This is a genomic window from Allokutzneria sp. NRRL B-24872 (genome assembly GCF_002155965.1).
Taxonomy (GTDB): Bacteria; Actinomycetota; Actinomycetes; order Mycobacteriales; family Pseudonocardiaceae; genus Allokutzneria.
The window spans coordinates 1-15,216 of the sequence record NZ_MUMH01000192.1 but is presented as its reverse complement, the minus strand read 5'-3'; the positions used below and the strand labels follow the sequence as shown (position 1 = coordinate 15,216).

General features: G+C 68.5%; 15 protein-coding genes. 9 read left to right on the top strand and 6 right to left on the bottom strand.

What is annotated here, in order from left to right:
- Positions 1-198: 198 nt before the first annotated feature.
- A complete protein-coding gene (locus CCN37_RS35015) occupies positions 199-1,497 on the top strand; it encodes an HNH endonuclease signature motif containing protein (protein WP_168201006.1) in 1,299 nt (432 codons plus the stop codon).
- A 142-nt stretch (positions 1,498-1,639) separates the two neighbouring features.
- On the opposite strand, the gene CCN37_RS35010 is transcribed toward CCN37_RS35015, so the two are convergent.
- Together CCN37_RS35010 and CCN37_RS35005 are read right to left on the bottom strand one after the other, a co-directional pair.
- Positions 1,640-2,062 (bottom strand): hypothetical protein, encoded by a 423-nt coding sequence (locus tag CCN37_RS35010; RefSeq protein ID WP_143261961.1) that lies wholly within the window; start codon positions 2,060-2,062, stop codon positions 1,640-1,642.
- Between the two features lie 64 nt (positions 2,063-2,126).
- A complete protein-coding gene (locus CCN37_RS35005; RefSeq protein ID WP_086829311.1) occupies positions 2,127-2,927 on the bottom strand; it encodes a PP2C family serine/threonine-protein phosphatase in 801 nt (266 codons plus the stop codon).
- Between the two features lie 305 nt (positions 2,928-3,232).
- Here CCN37_RS35005 and CCN37_RS35000 point away from each other — a divergent pair, with 305 nt between their 5' ends.
- The gene (locus tag CCN37_RS35000) at positions 3,233-4,138 is read left to right on the top strand and encodes a GNAT family N-acetyltransferase (RefSeq protein WP_086829309.1); all 906 of its coding nucleotides are present in this window, start codon (positions 3,233-3,235) and stop codon (positions 4,136-4,138) included.
- A 22-nt stretch (positions 4,139-4,160) separates the two neighbouring features.
- Here CCN37_RS35000 and CCN37_RS34995 read toward each other — a convergent pair whose 3' ends face one another.
- Positions 4,161-4,820 carry a TetR/AcrR family transcriptional regulator gene (locus CCN37_RS34995; protein WP_086829306.1) on the bottom strand — a complete coding sequence of 220 codons (660 nt, stop codon included), beginning with the start codon at positions 4,818-4,820 and terminating at the stop codon, positions 4,161-4,163.
- Positions 4,821-4,973: 153 nt separating this feature from the next.
- Between CCN37_RS34995 and CCN37_RS34990 the strand changes: the two genes are divergently transcribed.
- Positions 4,974-5,699: an SDR family NAD(P)-dependent oxidoreductase gene (locus CCN37_RS34990; protein ID WP_086829320.1), complete on the top strand. Its 726-nt coding sequence runs from the start codon at positions 4,974-4,976 to the stop codon at positions 5,697-5,699.
- 218 nt (positions 5,700-5,917) lie between these two features.
- Complete coding sequence (locus tag CCN37_RS34985) at positions 5,918-6,376, top strand: hypothetical protein (protein ID WP_086829304.1); 459 nt, start codon at positions 5,918-5,920, stop codon at positions 6,374-6,376.
- A 132-nt stretch (positions 6,377-6,508) separates the two neighbouring features.
- Here the strand turns inward: CCN37_RS34985 and CCN37_RS34980 are convergent, their stop codons facing one another.
- Entirely contained in the window at positions 6,509-6,973 is a 465-nt protein-coding gene (locus tag CCN37_RS34980; RefSeq protein ID WP_210408345.1) for a MarR family winged helix-turn-helix transcriptional regulator, read from the bottom strand.
- An 84-nt stretch (positions 6,974-7,057) separates the two neighbouring features.
- Between CCN37_RS34980 and CCN37_RS34975 the strand changes: the two genes are divergently transcribed.
- From CCN37_RS34975 to CCN37_RS34965, 3 genes are all read left to right on the top strand, one after another.
- Positions 7,058-7,921, top strand: a complete 864-nt coding sequence (locus tag CCN37_RS34975; RefSeq protein ID WP_086829300.1) for a dioxygenase — start codon at positions 7,058-7,060, stop codon at positions 7,919-7,921.
- A 28-nt stretch (positions 7,922-7,949) separates the two neighbouring features.
- Positions 7,950-8,717 carry a DeoR/GlpR family DNA-binding transcription regulator gene (locus CCN37_RS34970; RefSeq protein ID WP_086829298.1) on the top strand — a complete coding sequence of 256 codons (768 nt, stop codon included), beginning with the start codon at positions 7,950-7,952 and terminating at the stop codon, positions 8,715-8,717.
- 119 nt (positions 8,718-8,836) lie between these two features.
- Positions 8,837-10,870: a discoidin domain-containing protein gene (locus CCN37_RS34965; protein WP_086829296.1), complete on the top strand. Its 2,034-nt coding sequence runs from the start codon at positions 8,837-8,839 to the stop codon at positions 10,868-10,870.
- Here the strand turns inward: CCN37_RS34965 and CCN37_RS34960 are convergent.
- Both CCN37_RS34960 and CCN37_RS34955 read right to left on the bottom strand, forming a co-directional pair.
- A complete protein-coding gene (locus CCN37_RS34960) occupies positions 10,867-11,715 on the bottom strand; it encodes an SDR family oxidoreductase (RefSeq protein WP_086829294.1) in 849 nt (282 codons plus the stop codon). The two genes, CCN37_RS34965 and CCN37_RS34960, sit on opposite strands and share 4 nt — an antisense overlap.
- Entirely contained in the window at positions 11,712-12,284 is a 573-nt protein-coding gene (locus CCN37_RS34955) for a TetR family transcriptional regulator (protein ID WP_086829292.1), read from the bottom strand. Before CCN37_RS34955 ends, CCN37_RS34960 begins: the two co-directional genes overlap by 4 nt.
- Before the next feature lie 162 nt (positions 12,285-12,446).
- On the opposite strand from CCN37_RS34955, the gene CCN37_RS34950 reads away from it, so the two are divergent.
- Positions 12,447-13,994, top strand: a complete 1,548-nt coding sequence (locus CCN37_RS34950; RefSeq protein ID WP_086829290.1) for a UDP-N-acetylglucosamine 1-carboxyvinyltransferase — start codon at positions 12,447-12,449, stop codon at positions 13,992-13,994.
- 551 nt (positions 13,995-14,545) lie between these two features.
- A partial coding sequence (locus CCN37_RS34945; RefSeq protein WP_168201005.1) for a DUF222 domain-containing protein occupies positions 14,546-15,216 on the top strand: 671 nt, incomplete at its 3' end.

Below are 15,216 nucleotides of genomic sequence, written 5' to 3'. Positions count from 1 at the left end.
CTTGACCTGGGGACCCCTTGCGCGTGCCGAAAAGGGCCGGGCGGGGCACGGTGATGAAACACCGGCCCCCGCGCGAGCGTATGGCACGCGCACCCCAGGTAAAGCCTCGGTTTGTTGTGCGGCTTACGTTTCGCGGGGGTTGCGTTTTCGGCGTGGCGGGCGCCTGGGCGTGTGAGGTCGACGGAGTCGACGAACCCGTTGTCACGCAACGTGTTCACTCTATTCGGGGAGGATGTCGATCTTCGTATTTGGGACAATGGAAGAAGGGAGACAAGGGGGAGGAAGTTGTTTGATACCAAGGGTTTGATCGCTTCGTTGCAGGCTCATCTTCGTGAGCGGGATGCCTACAAGTTGACCGGTGATGGGTTGTTGGATTGTCTGCGGGAGCACGAGAAGCTCATCAACATCGTGACCGCTTCGGCGATCGAGGTCGCCGCCGAAGCGGAAGCTCAGGGCGTGCCCGCACAGCAGGGCTGCAAGGACCTGACAGTCCTGTTGCGCACCACTTTGAAGATCGCACCCGAAGACGCTGCCCGGCGTAGTCAGTTGGTGCGGCAGCTGCCCGGGTTGGACAGGACTCGGAAGAAGCTGCACGCGGGGAAGATCAGCGTGCGACATGCGCAAGTCATCGCCAACACCGTCGACAAAGTCCCCGCCGACAAAGCGAAGAAGGTTGAGAAGGTTCTCTGCCGTCACGCACCCCGGTTGAATCCTCGGCAGTTGATGTACGCGGCGAAGGTCGCGCGGGCCACGATCGATCCGGAGGGCACGTATCGGGACGAGAAAGAGGGGATCGCGCAGCGGTCGATGAAGATGGGCACCAACGAACACGGCCACCTCCACCTCATCGGCAGCTTCGACACCCTCACCGGGCAGAAGATCCAAGCCCTACTCCACGCCCTCGCCAAGAAACGCGCAGGCGATGACCGGACCACCGAGCAGCGCTACGCCGATGCCTTCGCCGAAGTCATCGACCTGGCATTGACCGCGAAAGCCCTGCCCACCCACGGCGGTGAACGACCGCAGGTGATCGTGACGATCTCCTACGCGGACTTGATGGCCAGCCTCGGCACCGGGTTCACCGCCTGGGGCGAACCGATCAGCGCCGGACTCGCCCGACAGATCGCCTGCGACGCCAACATCCTCCCGGTCCTGCTCGGCAGCGAAGGCCGGTTGCTCGACGTCGGACGCAACAGCCGCACCGCGACCCCCGCGATGCGCAAGGGACTGGCCGTGCGGGACAAGGGATGCGCGTTCCCGGGGTGTGACCGGCCCCCGGCATGGACGGAAGCTCACCACGTATTGCACTGGCTTCACGGCGGAGAAACGAAGATCGACAACCTGGTGCTGCTGTGCTCGCACCATCATCACGTGATGCACGACGAAGGCTGGGAGATCGTCTTCGACAACGGGCTACCGACGTTCATTCCGCCGAGGTGGGTGGACCCGGACCAGACACCGATGCGCAACATCAGGGTCGATCCGCTCTTCGCCTAGTCCTCCCTGCAAGCGGTCGATCCACGCCTGCCGAGGTTGGGGTGTCTTCAAGACCCCCAAACCCGCCGCGCCACGGGGGTTTGCTGTGGTTGGAGACCTCGGAAACGGGGGTTGGGGGTACTTGAAGACCGGCGAACCCGGGCTAGTTGTCGTGGCAGTTGCCCGAGTCGTCGATGAACGCGGCCGGGACCGGGGTGATGTGCGGCAGGTGGATCGCGGCGCACTGGTTGTTCGCGGCGGCCACGTTGATCACGCCGAGGTTGACCATCCCCCAGACCGCGCCGAGGGCGGCGCAGGCAGCGGCGGCGATGGGGCCGCCAGGAGAGCACGCGGCGGCCAGCACACCGGCCACACCGGCGGGACCGCCCTGGACGGCGGGCTGGAGCTTGTTCTTGGTGAACGAGCGGCTGAACGTGTAGGAGCAGCCGGACAGACCGCAGTCGACGACCACCGCCGACTCCGGAGCAACAGAAGCGGCAGCAGGAGCGGCAGAAGCGGCTGGAGCGGTTCCCCCCACGACGCCGACAGCGAGCAGAACGGCGGCGAAGTTGCGTGCGAGCGACACAATCCCTCCCGAAGGTCGCAGTGCTTGACGACCTCCACGTTGCTCCGGTCGGAGCAAGGGTGTGTCAACCGGCCGACTGATCCTCAGCGGCCTCGGGAGCGGTAACGAGGGGCAGCACGCCCGCCGTGACGTTGTCGTGCACCTCGGCGGAGCGGGTGAGCGCGGAGGTGACGAGCTGCTCAGCGGCCTCCTGCGCGTCATCGGGGTGCGAGCGCAGGACGTCAGCGATCTCCGAAGCGCTGAGCGACTTGTGGAAACCGTCGCTGCCGACGACGACGGCGAGCACGCCCTCGGCGGAAACCCTTGCGCTGCCGAAGGAAACGGGGTCGACGGGGTGGGCGCGGCCGAGGGTGGTGAGCACGACGTGGTCCCAGTCGTTGGGGTCCTCGTCGTAGTCGGCCAGCTCCTCCTCGCTCAGCTCTGCGGCGTACTCGCGCATGCGCTGGCCCTGGGTGTGGTCGACGGTGTGCACGCGCAGCTCGTCCGCGTGCAGCGTCCACACGCGACAGTCGCCGGTCCACGCGACCTCGACGACGTTCAGCTCGGGCAGGTACACGGCGACGGCGGCGACGGCGTCGGGGATGCGCGCGCCCTTCTCGGCGGCGGCGTTCTGGCGCTCGCGCATCTCCTCACCGGCGGCGAGCAGACCGGCGACCGCGCCGTGCTCGGCACCGACCGCGACGGCCTCCTCCACACAGGCCGGGGACGCCGCGACGACGTGCTCGTCACCCCCGATGCCGTCGACGACGGCGATGGCCGTCGCACCGTTCAGAGCACCGGCGGCAGCGATCGCGTCCGCGTTCGAGGGACGGGGTCCCTGCTCACAGGCCATGCCAACGACCAGCTCGCGGCGCTGTTCGCCCACGTCACTCCCCCAAAGACTCCGTCAGACCGATCCCGACATGATCTGCGACGGTAGCCCGCCGCGCACGCCGAGAACACACGATGATGCCTGGCGCCCCGTACCGCACCGGCGGGGGCACCCCGAAACAAAACGTTTGCCCGGTCCCGGTGGTTCCTCCTACTCTGCGCCGGACGCCCCAGAGCCGTGCAAGGAGGTGAGTGCCGTGGTCACGACGACGATCATGCGCTCCCTCCCAGCCGTTCGGGCGTCGAGGACCTGAGGGTCCGGGGAGCGCGCACCCGCTTCCCGAGAGGAACCCCCCACCCATGACCGATCTGGTCATCCGCCCGCTGGTCCCCGGCGAGGTCGAGCTCTTCGAATCACTTCCCACCGACCGTCTCGTCGGCTTCGCCGCAGGTGAGACCACGTTCACCGAGCTGCACGCGCGCGGTGAGTACCGCATCGACTGGTGCTGGGTCGCCCTGCGCGACGGGGTCGTCGTCGCCAGGGCCGCGTGGTTCGGCGGGCCGAAGGACGACGCCCCGCTGGCACTGGACTGGTTCGACTTCACCGACGCCGACGCCGCGGTGGAACTGCTGCGCCGCGCGCCCCACCGAACGGAGTTCAGCTTCAACCTCGTGCCGGGTTGGCGCGAGCGCCCCGACGTCCTGGCGGCGGCGAACGCCCGCCTCGACGCCGTGACCGCCGCGGGCATGACGCCGCTGGTGGAGCGCTACATCTACCTGTGGACGCCCGAGTGCGGCGTGCCGGAACGCCCGGGCCGACTGGAGTTCCGGCCGGAGCCCGACGACGAGGTGTTCCTCGACATCTTCCGCAGGATGAACAAGAGCACCCTCGACGCGCACGCCCTCCGGACCATCGCCAAGCACGGCGAGGAAGCCGCGGCGCAGGAGGACATGGACTACCTGCGGTGGATGCGCGGCCCCCGCGAGTGGTGGCTGGTCGCGTACACCCCCGGCGGCGAGATCGTCGGCTTGACCGTGCCCACCGAGCACAGCAAGCCGGTGATCGGCTACGTCGGGGTGGTCCCGGAGCAGCGCGGCCACGGCTACGCCTACGACCTGCTGGTGGAGGCCACGCACAAGCTCGCGGCCGAGGGCGCGCAGGAGATCAAGGCCGGCACCGACAAGGGCAACGTCCCGATGGCCAAGGCCTTCGCCAAGGCCGGTTACCCGATCCACCAGGAGCGGATCGACTTGATCTACCCGTAGTGGCGGCGCGCGGGGACGGCGGTCAGCCCGACGTCCTCACGCGGTGCGCCTTCTGCCGGCAGGCACCGCCGCAGTAGCGGGGGCGCCTGCCGGTCGCGGGAGCTGCGATCGGTTCACCGCACACCGCACACCGAGTTTCGTTACTTTCGTTACGGAGCACGTCCAGCACGAGGACCGTCATGCGCGTGCCCGCGCTCCTGCGCTCCATCGCGACGCAGCCGACGAGCAGCGACATCACCTCGGCGACACTGATGTCCGCGCGCACCCCACCCGCGCGCTGGGCCGCCGCGAGGAGGTCGCCGACCACACTGGTGACCTCCTCGGCCACGCGCGCCCATGGGCCGGAGCCGTCCTCGACCACCTGCGCGAGCGCGCGGTCCACAGCGATGCGGGTGATCGCCGCGACGAGGAACCCGAAGAAGGCTTCAGCTGGCCTTTTGTTCTCGGTGAGCCCTGCGGCGGCCGCGCGGAAGCTGGCGAACCTCGCCGCGACGACCTCTTCGAGCAACCGCTCCTTCGCGGGGAAGTGCCGGTGCACTGTGCCCGCGCCGACCCCCGCCAGCGCGGCGATCTCGTCGAGGGACACACCGAGCCCTCGCTCGGCGAAGGCAGTCGACGCGGCGGCGAGCACGAGGTCGCGGTTGCGCCTGGCGTCCGCGCGCGGGGACGAGGAAACGGTCATCGCGAGGCCTCCTTCAAACGGGCTACCAGCCCCGATTGTAACCGAAGATCAACCCGCGGGAAGCGCCTCGCTAGAGTTGCCATCCCCTCATGGGTTGGCGCGGGTGAACGAGCGAAAGGAACCGCCTTGAGCGGCAGCGGAGACGCCGGAACGATCCTCCTCCTCGGCGGGCGCAGCGAGATCGGTCTCGCCGTCGCGGTCCGCCTGGTGCGCCCCGGCAGCACGGTCGTGCTCGCCGCGCGCCGCAGTGCCGACCTGGACTCGCAGGAGTCGGTGCTGCGCGTCGCGGGCGCGACGGTGGAGCGGGCGGAGTTCGACGCCGACATCGTCGACGACCACGAGGGCTTCCTGAGCAAGGTCGTCGAGCAGCACGGCCCGATCGACGTGGCGATCACCGCCTTCGGCATCCTCGGCGACCAGAAGCGGGCCGAGGTCGACGCCGCGCACGCCGTCTCGATCGTGCACACCGACTACACGGCGCACGTCAGCATCCTGACGCTGCTGGCCAAGCACCTGCGCGAGCAGGGCAAGGGCTCGCTCGTGGTGTTCTCCTCGGTCGCGGGGGTGCGCGTGCGCCGGGCGAACTACGTCTACGGGTCGGCGAAGGCCGGGCTGGACGGTTTCGCCAGCGGGCTCGCGGACGCGCTGGTCGGCAGCGGCGTGCGGATGCTGCTGGTCCGCCCGGGTTTCGTGATCGGCAGGATGACCGAGGGCATGACCCCGGCCCCGCTGTCGAGCACTCCCGACCAGGTCGCCGACGCCACGGTGCGCGCGCTGCGCAAGGGCAAGGGCGAGATCTGGGTGCCCGGGACGCTGCGCCCGCTGTTCGCGCTGCTCCGGCTGCTGCCGAGGGCGGTGTGGCGGCGCATGCCGCGCTGACGAATGCCGGGAGCTTTCCGGTACACTGCGGCCGAGGGACCGGTCGAGTTCTCGTACAGCTCCGATCCAGTACAGCTCCAATAACGAATGCATCAAATTCCCTCTCGATCGTCCTGCCAAGGCGAGTGCACTCATACGCTTTTCGCACCCGTATCGACCTCGTTCGGGTAAAAGCGGGGTGTCGGCCGTCGCCACACCGGACCTGAAAGACTTCGCCCATGACTTTCGATGCCGAGACCGTCGCGGCGTGGACCACCCTCCCCGCGGCCGAACTCCGCATCCAGGCACAGCGGCTCGCCAGTGCCCGGCTGCCGGCGGACCACCCGGTCTGGCGTTACGTCCGCAAGGACCCCACGCTGGCCGCGAAGCTGCGCGGAGCGCTCTCCGGACTGCTCACCACGATCAAGGGCAGCCGCGACGAGCACATGCAGCGGATCTGGATCAACGCGGCGCGCACCGCGCTCAGCGACAAGGCCGCGGCTCCCGCGCAGGCCAAGGAGAAGCCCGCCAAGGAGAAGGCGAAGGCCCCCGCGCCGCGCACCGAGCAGCAGGCCGGTGAGCAGGCCGTGGAGCAGTTGGTCGTCACCCAGCAGCCGGTGGAACAGCCGAAGGCCGTCTCCAGTGTCGCCCCGATGCTCTTCCAGCAACCCGGCAAGACCAGCGGTGACCTGAGCTAACTCCGCAGGGAATTCGCGCAATTGCGATGAACGAGTGACGATAACGCGCTCGGAGCACCGTTCGCACTAAATCCGGACTTTTAGCCCGTCGGCCAATTCGGTGACGGGCTCACCGGTAAATGCGTTCGGCCATCACGGCCAGGCCGGGCCCTCGCCCGCGATGGCCGAACAGATCTCCGCCAACTGGGCGACCTGCTCGGGCGCCAGCCGGTCGAAGATCATCCGGCGCACCTCGCCGACGTGCCCGGGCGCGGCGGCCGCGAGTTCGGCGAAGCCCTCGTCGGTGAGCGTGGCCAGCACGATCCGCCCGTTGAGGGTGTCGCGGCAGCGGCTCACCCAGCCCTGCGCCTCCAGCTTGCCGACCGCGTGCGAGAGCGCGCTCGGCGAGGTCCCGGCGAGCGTGGCCAGCTCGCTCATCGTCGCCTTGCGCCCCGGGCACTCCGAGAGCGCGACCAGGATCAGGTAGTAGGCGTGCGGCAGCCCGGAATCGCGCTGGAGCTGCTGGTCGAGCGCCACCCAGAGCATCCGGTTGGCCCGCAGGTAGGCGCGCCACGCGCGCTGCTCGTCGTCGGTGAGCCAGCGCGGTTCCTCGGTCATGGCGATCATCGTACCCACACACTTGAACTCTCAACTGTTCGGGTCTACCTTCAAAGTTGAAACTTCAACCTTGAGGGAGAGCCCATGCCAGCGCCCGCGGCCGCGTTCGACCGCTTCCTGCCGAAGGCCCTGCCGCTGGCCCGCGCCCAGCGGGAGTGGACGCCCGCCGACGGCCCGCTGCCCTCGATCTACCTCGGGCACGGCGCTCCCCCGCTCTTCGACGACGAGCTGTGGATCGACCAGCTCTTCGCGTGGGCGCAGAGCCTGCCCAAGCCGAGGAGCATCCTGATCGTCAGCGCGCACTGGGAGGCGGCCCCGCTCAGCCTCAGCTCGGCCGCCGCGGGAACGCCGCTGGTCTACGACTTCAGCGGCTTCGCGAGGCGCTACTTCGAGATGACCTACGCGACGCCGGACGCCACCGAGCTGTCCGAGCGGGTCACCGCGGCCATGCCGGACAGCGAGCCCGTGCACCGGCACGCCAAGCGCGGCCTGGACCACGGCGCGTGGGTGCCGCTGAAGGTGATGTACCCGCTCGGCGACGTGCCGGTGCTCCAGCTGAGCATGCCGACCCACGACCCGGCGCGGCTGCTGGAGCTGGGCCGACGGCTCCGTTCGCTGCGCGCGGAGGGCACCCTGGTGATCGGCTCCGGGTTCATGACGCACGGCCTGCCCTACCTGACCAGGGAGATCATGGCGACCAACGCGGTGCCGGGCTGGTCGTCGGAGTTCGACGCGTGGGCCGCGGAGGCGCTGGAGCGCGGTGACGTGGACACGTTGGCGGACTTCAGGAACAAGGCGCCCGGCATGCCCTACGCGCACCCCACGGTCGAGCACTACGTGCCGTTGTTCGTCACCCTCGGCGCGGGCGAGCGGCCGGACGCGCCGGTGCGCACGACGATCGACGGTTACCTGATCGGTCTCTCGAAGAGATCCTTCGAGGCCGCCTGATCGTTTCTGATCGTTTACTGTCGATCGCATGTTCGCTGCCGAACGGCGTCAGGCCGTGCTGGAGCTCGTCCGCGCCAACGGGATGGTGTCGCTGCGCGAGCTGGCCAGGATCGTCCAGGCCAGCGAGGTGACCGTGCGGCGGGACCTGCGCAGGCTGGAGGAGGAGGGCCTGCTGGCGCGCCGCCACGGCGGGGCCGTCGCCAACGAGGCGCCGTCCTACGAGCCCAGCTACACGGAGAAGACGCAGGTCGCGAGCGCGGAGAAGGCCGCGATCGCCAACGCGGCGGCCGAGCTGGTGCAGCCGGGCGACGCGATCGTGCTGGGCGCTGGGACGACCACGCAGGCGCTGGCGCGGCGGCTGGCCAGGATCTCGCAGCTGACCGTGCTGACCAACTCGCTGCTCGTGGCGCAGGCGTTCGCGCGCTCGCGCGGGGTCGAGGTGCTGATGCCGGGCGGCACGCTGCGCGGGTCGATCTTCGCGCTCGTCGGGGCGGTCGCCGAGGAGTCGATCGGCGGACTGCGGATGCAGCGGGCGTTCCTGTCCGGCAACGGCTTGACGGCGGCGCGCGGGTTGTCGACGCCGAACGTCGCGGTGGCCGCGATGGACCGGGCGATGGCCGCGACCGCCGCCGAGGTGGTCGTGCTGGCCGACCACACCAAGCTCGGCGTGGACACGATGGTCCAGACGGTGCCGTCGGAGGGCATCGCGCACCTGGTGACGGACGCGGCGGCGGATTCGGAGGAGGTCGCCGCGCTGAGCAAGCTCGGGGTGGACGTGCACGTCGCCACGGTGTGATCGACTCCGGTCATTTCCGAACAATTTTCGCCCAAATGTTGACTTCTGGCGTCCGATAGCCGGTTAGATGGGACCGCTGCCCCTGTCCCGCGCCGCCGCCGAGCCAGGAGGTCACCCAGGTGTCCGCTCTCCTGACCGCCGTCGTCGCCGCGATCACCCTGGTGACCGCCGCGCCGGTCTACCCGCAGCCGGGACCGGGCACCCAGGTGCTCGACCAGGACGCGAAGCTCTCCGGCTTCCCGGAACGGGATTGGTTCAAGGCCAACATCCCGTTCGTCGACCTGCCGGACAAGCAGATCGAGTCGGTCTACTACTACCGCTGGCGCACCTTCTACGAGGCGCAGAAGTACACGCGCGAGGGGTGGATCACCAGCGAGTTCCTCGGGCCGGTCGGGTACTCCGCGCCGGACGGCGGGATCGTCGCGGCGGCCGGGCACCACGTGTACGAGGGCCGGTGGCTGCGCGACACCCGTTATCTCGACGACTACCTGCGCTACTGGATGCGCGGCTCGGGCGCTGGGCCGAAGCCCGCGACGGAGTTCCTGAACAAGAACACGACCGACTGGGCGCACCAGTACTCCTCGTGGCTGGCCGACGCGGCGCTGCGCCGGGCCGAGGTGACCGGCGACGTCGGCTTCGCGGCGAACCTGCTGCCCGAGCTGAAGCGGCACTGGGAACGCTGGTCGCCGCAGTACAACGCCGAACTCGGGCTCTACTGGCAGACGCCGGTGTGGGACGCGATGGAGTACACGGCGAGCTCGTACCAGAGCCCCGATCCGTACCACGGCGGCGACGGGTTCCGGCCGACGCTGAACAGCTACCAGATCGCCGACGCGCGGGCGATCGCCGAGCTGGCGCGGCGCACCGGGGACCGCGCGACCGAGCGCACCTATCGGGAGCGCGCGGACTCGTTGACGAAGGCGCAGGAGAAGTGGTTGTGGGACAAGGACAAGAAGTTCTACAAGCACGTCATGCGCGACGACAACCCGGATCGCGTGAAGATCGCCGACCGCGAGCAGATCGGCTTCGTGCCGTGGATGTTCCACACCGCGCCGCCCGGGAACGCCGAAGCGTGGGCTCAACTCGTTGACCCGCAGGGGTTCTCCGCGCGGTTCGGGCCGACCACCGTCGAGCGCCGGAGTCCGTGGTTCATGAAGGACGCGGACAAGGGGTGCTGCCGGTGGAGCGGGCCGAGCTGGCCGTACGCCACGAGCCAGACCCTGACCGCGATGGCCAACCTGCTGATCGACTACCCCGCTCAGTCCTATGTGGACAAAGAGGACTACGTCGCGCTGCTGCGGGGGTACGCGCTCACGCAGGCCAAGGACGGCAAGCCCTACGTCGCCGAGGCGCACCACCCCGACGAGCCGCGTTGGCTCTACGACGGCCGGAACCACAGCGAGGACTACAACCACTCGACCTACGCGGACCTCGTGCTGTCCGGTCTGCTCGGCGTGCGACCGCGCTCCGACGACAGCGTGCTGATCAGCCCACTGGCGACCTGGTCGCACTTCGCGGTGGAGAACTTGGCTTACCACGGTCGAAATCTGAGTGTGGTGTGGGATCAGGACGGCAAGCACTACGGTCGCGGCCAGGGCCTGCGCGTCTACCTCGACGGCCGTGAGGTCGCTCGGCAAGCGGACCTCAAGCCGCTGCGGGTTTCCGTGCCGCGAGGTGTCGTGAAGCCGTTGCCGCGCTTGGTGGACGACGCGGCGAACGTGAGCGGTTCGGGTTTCCCGGAGGCGAGCGCGTCGTACTCCAACGTCGGCAACGGTGATCTTCCCGCGCAGGCCAACGACGGCCAGAACTTCTTCCTGGACGTGCCGAACACGCGGTGGACGAGCTACCGCTCTCCCAATCCGACCGACTGGCTCGCGATCGACTTCGGCAAGCCGACCGTGACCTCGGACGTGCGGCTGTTCTTCTACGACGACGCGGGCGGAGTCCGTGTTCCTGCGTCGTACTCGTTGCAGTACAAGCGATCGGACGGCTCCTGGGCGGACGTTCCCGCGCAGACCAGGACGCCGACCGTGGGGAACGATCTCACGAGGATCACGTTCCCCACGCTCACGACCAGCGCGCTGCGCGTTGTCGGGACACCGCAACAGGCTTCGTCGTTCGGGTTGACGGCTTTCCAGTCCTGGCGCGGTTAGCGGAAGTCGTCCACGTGGTCGCGCGCCCACTCCGCGAAGGTCCGCGCGCGGCCCGTGACCGGCTCTGCGGAGGGCAGGGTCCACTCCTCGCTCCACTCGAAGTCCGGCTGCTCCTGGTCTTCTCCGTCATAGGAGGCGTATCCCAGCAGGAAATCCGCGTTCTCCGCCGCGAAACCGCCCTGGGCCAGGTACAGCTCGCGAGCGCGTTCGCGGCTGACTGCCTCGAAGCGAATCTCGCGTCCCAGGGCGTCGGCGATGGCTTGGACCTGTTCGCGGTAGTTGATCTGCTCGGGCCCGTTGACGTCGTAGGCCTTGCCCGCGTGGCCGTCCTCGGTGAGCGCGGTGACCGCGACCTCGGCGATGTCGCGCTCGTGCGTCGGGAACCAGCCCGCGTCCGGGTTGGGGTCGCGGACCACGCTCTCCGCGCGGATCGACGGTCCCCACAGCCACAGCTTGTTCAGCGCGAACTCGCCAGGCCGGACGTGTGTCCACTGTAGACCGGAGGCTTCGACGGCCTGCTCGATCGGCAGGTGGTGGGTGGTGTCGTGGCCGAAGGTCACCGCGCCCGAGGACAACGTCACGATGCGCTTCACTCCCGATTCGACCGCGCGGGCGACGGCTGCCTCCGCCGTGCCGGGGACTGGGAAGAGATACATGCGGTCGACGCCGTCGAGCGGCAGCGACGCCGGATCGGTGAGGTCTCCCGCGAAGACCTCGACGCCTTCGGGCAACCGTGCTCGCGCCGGGTCCCTTGTCAACGCTCGCACCGAAATCCCTTGCTGGACAAGCTGTTCGACCACGATCCTGCCGACGTTGCCGGTCGCACCGGTCACCAAGATCTTCATCTGCTTCCCCCTGCGATTCCCTGTTCCAACGTGCGGATGACCATCGCCGTCGCGGTGTGGCGCGGCATCTGCCCCCGGCTGACCGCGTCCGAGGCGCTGTAGACCAGCGACCACAGCACCGTTTCGATCCACGACGCGTCGACGTCTGCGGCGAAGGTGCCGTCGGCCTGGCCGCGCGTGATGAGGCCGTGCACGGCGATGCTGCCCTCGTCCTCGGCGTCGACCCCGCCGAAGCTCGCCAGGACCTCGGGGTCGCCATAGAGGTAGAGGACGCGCTCGGCGACGCCGACTGCCGCCGTGACGAGCCTGCGCATCGCCTCCCCCGGCTCGCCCCTGCCGATGTCGGCCTCCTCGGTCGCCTCGCCGAGCACCCGCAGCGAGTCCTGCGTGACCGCGCTGATCAGGTCTTCTCGCTCGGCGAAGTAGCGCTGGACGGTGCTGCGCCCCACCTCGGCCGCAGCCGCGATGTCGGCGAGCGTCGCCGCGCGGTCCTTCGCCAGCGTCGCTGCGGCCGCGGCCAGGATCGCCCGCTTCGTGCGCCCCCGGACACCTGTTTCAAGCTCCTCCATACTCAAAAAGTATCACGCTTGAGCTTTTTTGGGTCACGTGCGACTCATTTCTCTCTGCGTACATCACTGGAAGCATTCGAAGTAGCGGTTTGAGCTGGCCTCCCCACGCAATGGCGGGGGTGCACGAGGTGGGTACGTCAGATATGAGATAGCTTCTGCGGCATGTCTGACAGCTCTGAACAGCTCTCCGCCTACCTGCGCCAAGTCGGGCGCCTGGTCCGCGACTCCCGCAAGCACCGGGGCTGGACCCAGGCCCAGTTGGCCGAGGCGCTCGCGACCAGTCAGAGCGCGGTGCACCGGATCGAGCAGGGCAACCAGAACCTCAGCCTGGAGATGCTGACCAGGATCGGCGCGGCGCTGGACTCCGAGATCGTCACGCTCGGCCGCTCCGGCCCGATGCACCTGCGCGTGGAGGGCGGCCGGTCGCTCTCCGGCAGCATCACCGTGAAGACCAGCAAGAACGCCGGGGTCGCGCTGCTGTGCGCGGCGCTGCTGAACTCCGGGAAGACGACGCTGCGCAAGGTCGCGCGGATCGAGGAGGTCAACCGGCTGCTCGAAGTGCTGACCAGCATCGGCGTGCGCACGCGGTGGCTCAACGAGGACAACGACCTGGAGATCGTCCCGCCCGCGCGCCTGGACCTGGCGTCCATGGACGTCGCGGCGGCGCGCCGGACTCGGAGCATCATCATGTTCCTCGGGCCGCTGATGCACCACGAGGACGAGTTCGAGCTGCCCTACGCCGGGGGGTGCGCGCTCGGCACTCGCACCGTCGAGCCGCACATGACCGCCTTGCGTCCCTTCGGTTTGGAGGTGAAGGCGGCTTCCGGCAGCTACCACGTCGAGGTCGACCGGTCGCGCCGCCCGAGCCGCGCGATCGTGCTGACCGAACGCGGCGACACCGTCACCGAGAACGCGCTCATGGCCGCCGCCGGGCACGACGGCGTCACCGTGATCCGCAACGCGAGCCCGAACTACATGGTGCAGGACCTGTGCTTCTTCCTCACCGAACTCGGCGTGCGCATCGAGGGCGTCGGCACCACCACGCTCACCGTGCACGGCCAGCCGCGCGTGCACCGCGACGTCGACTACTCGCCGTCCGAGGACCCCATCGAGGCGATGAGCCTGGTGACCGCCGCGATCGTGACCGGCTCGGAGATCACCGTGTGCCGCGTGCCGATCGAGTTCATGGAGATCGAACTGGCGCTGCTGGAGGAGATGGGCCTCGACTACGACCGCAGCGAGGAGTACCCGGCCGCGAACGGCCGCACGCGCCTGGTGGACCTGGTGGTGCGGCCGAGCAGCCTGCGCGCGCCCAACGACAAGATCCACCCGATGCCGTTCCCGGGCCTGAACATCGACAACCTGCCGTTCTTCGCCCTGATCGCGGCGACGGCGCAGGGAACGACGTTGATCCACGACTGGGTTTACGAGAACCGGGCGCTCTATTTGACGGAGCTGACGAAGCTCGGCGGGCGGGTGTCATTGCTGGACGCGCACCGGGTGAATGTCGAGGGGCCTACACATTGGTCGGGAGCGGAGGTCATCTGCCCACCTGCTTTGCGACCCGCGGTGGTGGTGTTGTTGGCGATGCTGGCGGCGAAGGGGACTTCGGTGTTGCGGAACGTTTACGTGATCAATCGGGGGTATGAGCAGTTGGCTTCCCGGTTGAATCAGCTGGGGGCTCGGATCGAGATTTTTCGGGATATTTAGCTCGTTGGTCTGGGGTGCGGCTGGGCTTCCAGGTTGAGTTGGGTTTCTGGTCGGGTACGGCTGGGCTTCCCGGTCGGGGACGGCTGGACTTCCAGCTTGCGCCGGTTCCAGCGGTGGGTGCGGCTGGGCTTCCAGCCTGCGCCGGCTCCAGCGGTGGGTGCGGCTGGGCTTCCAGCCTGCGCCGGCTCCAGCGGTGGGTCGGCTTGACCTGGGGCCCCTTGCGCGTGCCGTCATTGGCCGGGCGGGCACGGGATGAATCCCGGCCCACGCGGACGAGCGTATGGCACGCGCACCCCAGGTAAAGCCGACCGGTTTGTCTCGCGGCTCACGTTCCAGCGTGGGGCTTTCGGCAATTCGGGCGCCTGGGAATTCATCCTTTAGAGCCGTGATCGCCTATTTTATTGGCGTAGAATAGAGGTATGGACCCTGATGTTGTTCTCAAAACAGCGTTCACGGACATAGGCAAGGCTGTAGCTGACTTTTCCGTGACCCTGCTCGACTACATTTCTGACCTCGATCCACGTGACCGGGAGTTCTCTGAAGAGATCCTGATGCGTGAACTGCGGGTGTCGCGAGTGAAGGCAGCTCGGTTGATCGACCGGGCGACGGACTTGACCTCTCGCCCGGGAGTGTTGCGGGCGTTGGCCGAAGGCCGAGTTGACGAGGGCAAAGCGCTCATGATCGTCGATCTGTTGCGGGTTCTCTCGGTGGTGCACGCGGCGGTGGCGGAGGAGGCGTTGTTGGCGCACGCGGAGAAGAACCCGTACTCGACCACCCGCCAGTACGCGGTCCGGTTCATCCACCGCCTCGACCCCACCGCCGCCGAACGCCGGTTCAAGGAGAAGCGCAAGGCGCGGATGGTGGAGAAGATGAACCTGGACGACGGCATGGCCCTGCTCCGCCTGTTGATGACCGCTCACGATGTGGCGCTCGCCTATGACCACATCGACCGCATCGCCAGGTCATTGCCCAAGGACGACCGGACGATGGACCAGAAGCGCTCCGACGTCGCCCGGGACCTGTTGTTGGGCAACGACACTCCCACCCCGCAGGGTCAGACGAAGGTGTACCTGACGATGCCGATCACCTCAGCACTCGGCCTCACCCAGGACCCCGCGATCCTCGGCGGTTACGGCCCCATCCCGGCACCGATCGCCCGCGAGATCGCGGCGGGTGGGGTGTGGAAGCGGATCTTGACCGACCCCGTGACGGGAGCGGCTGG

What these genes read in the sequence shown, in the direction of transcription:
- CCN37_RS34950 (WP_086829290.1), top strand. Translation starts at nt 12,447, where the DNA reads ATGTCTGACAGCTCTGAACAGCTCTCCGCCTACCTGCGCCAAGTCGGG.
- CCN37_RS34970 (WP_086829298.1), top strand. Translation starts at nt 7,950, where the DNA reads ATGTTCGCTGCCGAACGGCGTCAGGCCGTGCTGGAGCTCGTCCGCGCC.
- CCN37_RS34955 (WP_086829292.1), bottom strand. Translation starts at nt 12,284, where the DNA reads ATGGAGGAGCTTGAAACAGGTGTCCGGGGGCGCACGAAGCGGGCGATC.
- CCN37_RS34980 (WP_210408345.1), bottom strand. Translation starts at nt 6,973, where the DNA reads ATGACCGAGGAACCGCGCTGGCTCACCGACGACGAGCAGCGCGCGTGG.
- CCN37_RS35000 (WP_086829309.1), top strand. Translation starts at nt 3,233, where the DNA reads ATGACCGATCTGGTCATCCGCCCGCTGGTCCCCGGCGAGGTCGAGCTC.
- CCN37_RS34960 (WP_086829294.1), bottom strand. Translation starts at nt 11,715, where the DNA reads ATGAAGATCTTGGTGACCGGTGCGACCGGCAACGTCGGCAGGATCGTG.
- CCN37_RS34975 (WP_086829300.1), top strand. Translation starts at nt 7,058, where the DNA reads ATGCCAGCGCCCGCGGCCGCGTTCGACCGCTTCCTGCCGAAGGCCCTG.
- CCN37_RS34995 (WP_086829306.1), bottom strand. Translation starts at nt 4,820, where the DNA reads ATGACCGTTTCCTCGTCCCCGCGCGCGGACGCCAGGCGCAACCGCGAC.
- CCN37_RS34985 (WP_086829304.1), top strand. Translation starts at nt 5,918, where the DNA reads ATGACTTTCGATGCCGAGACCGTCGCGGCGTGGACCACCCTCCCCGCG.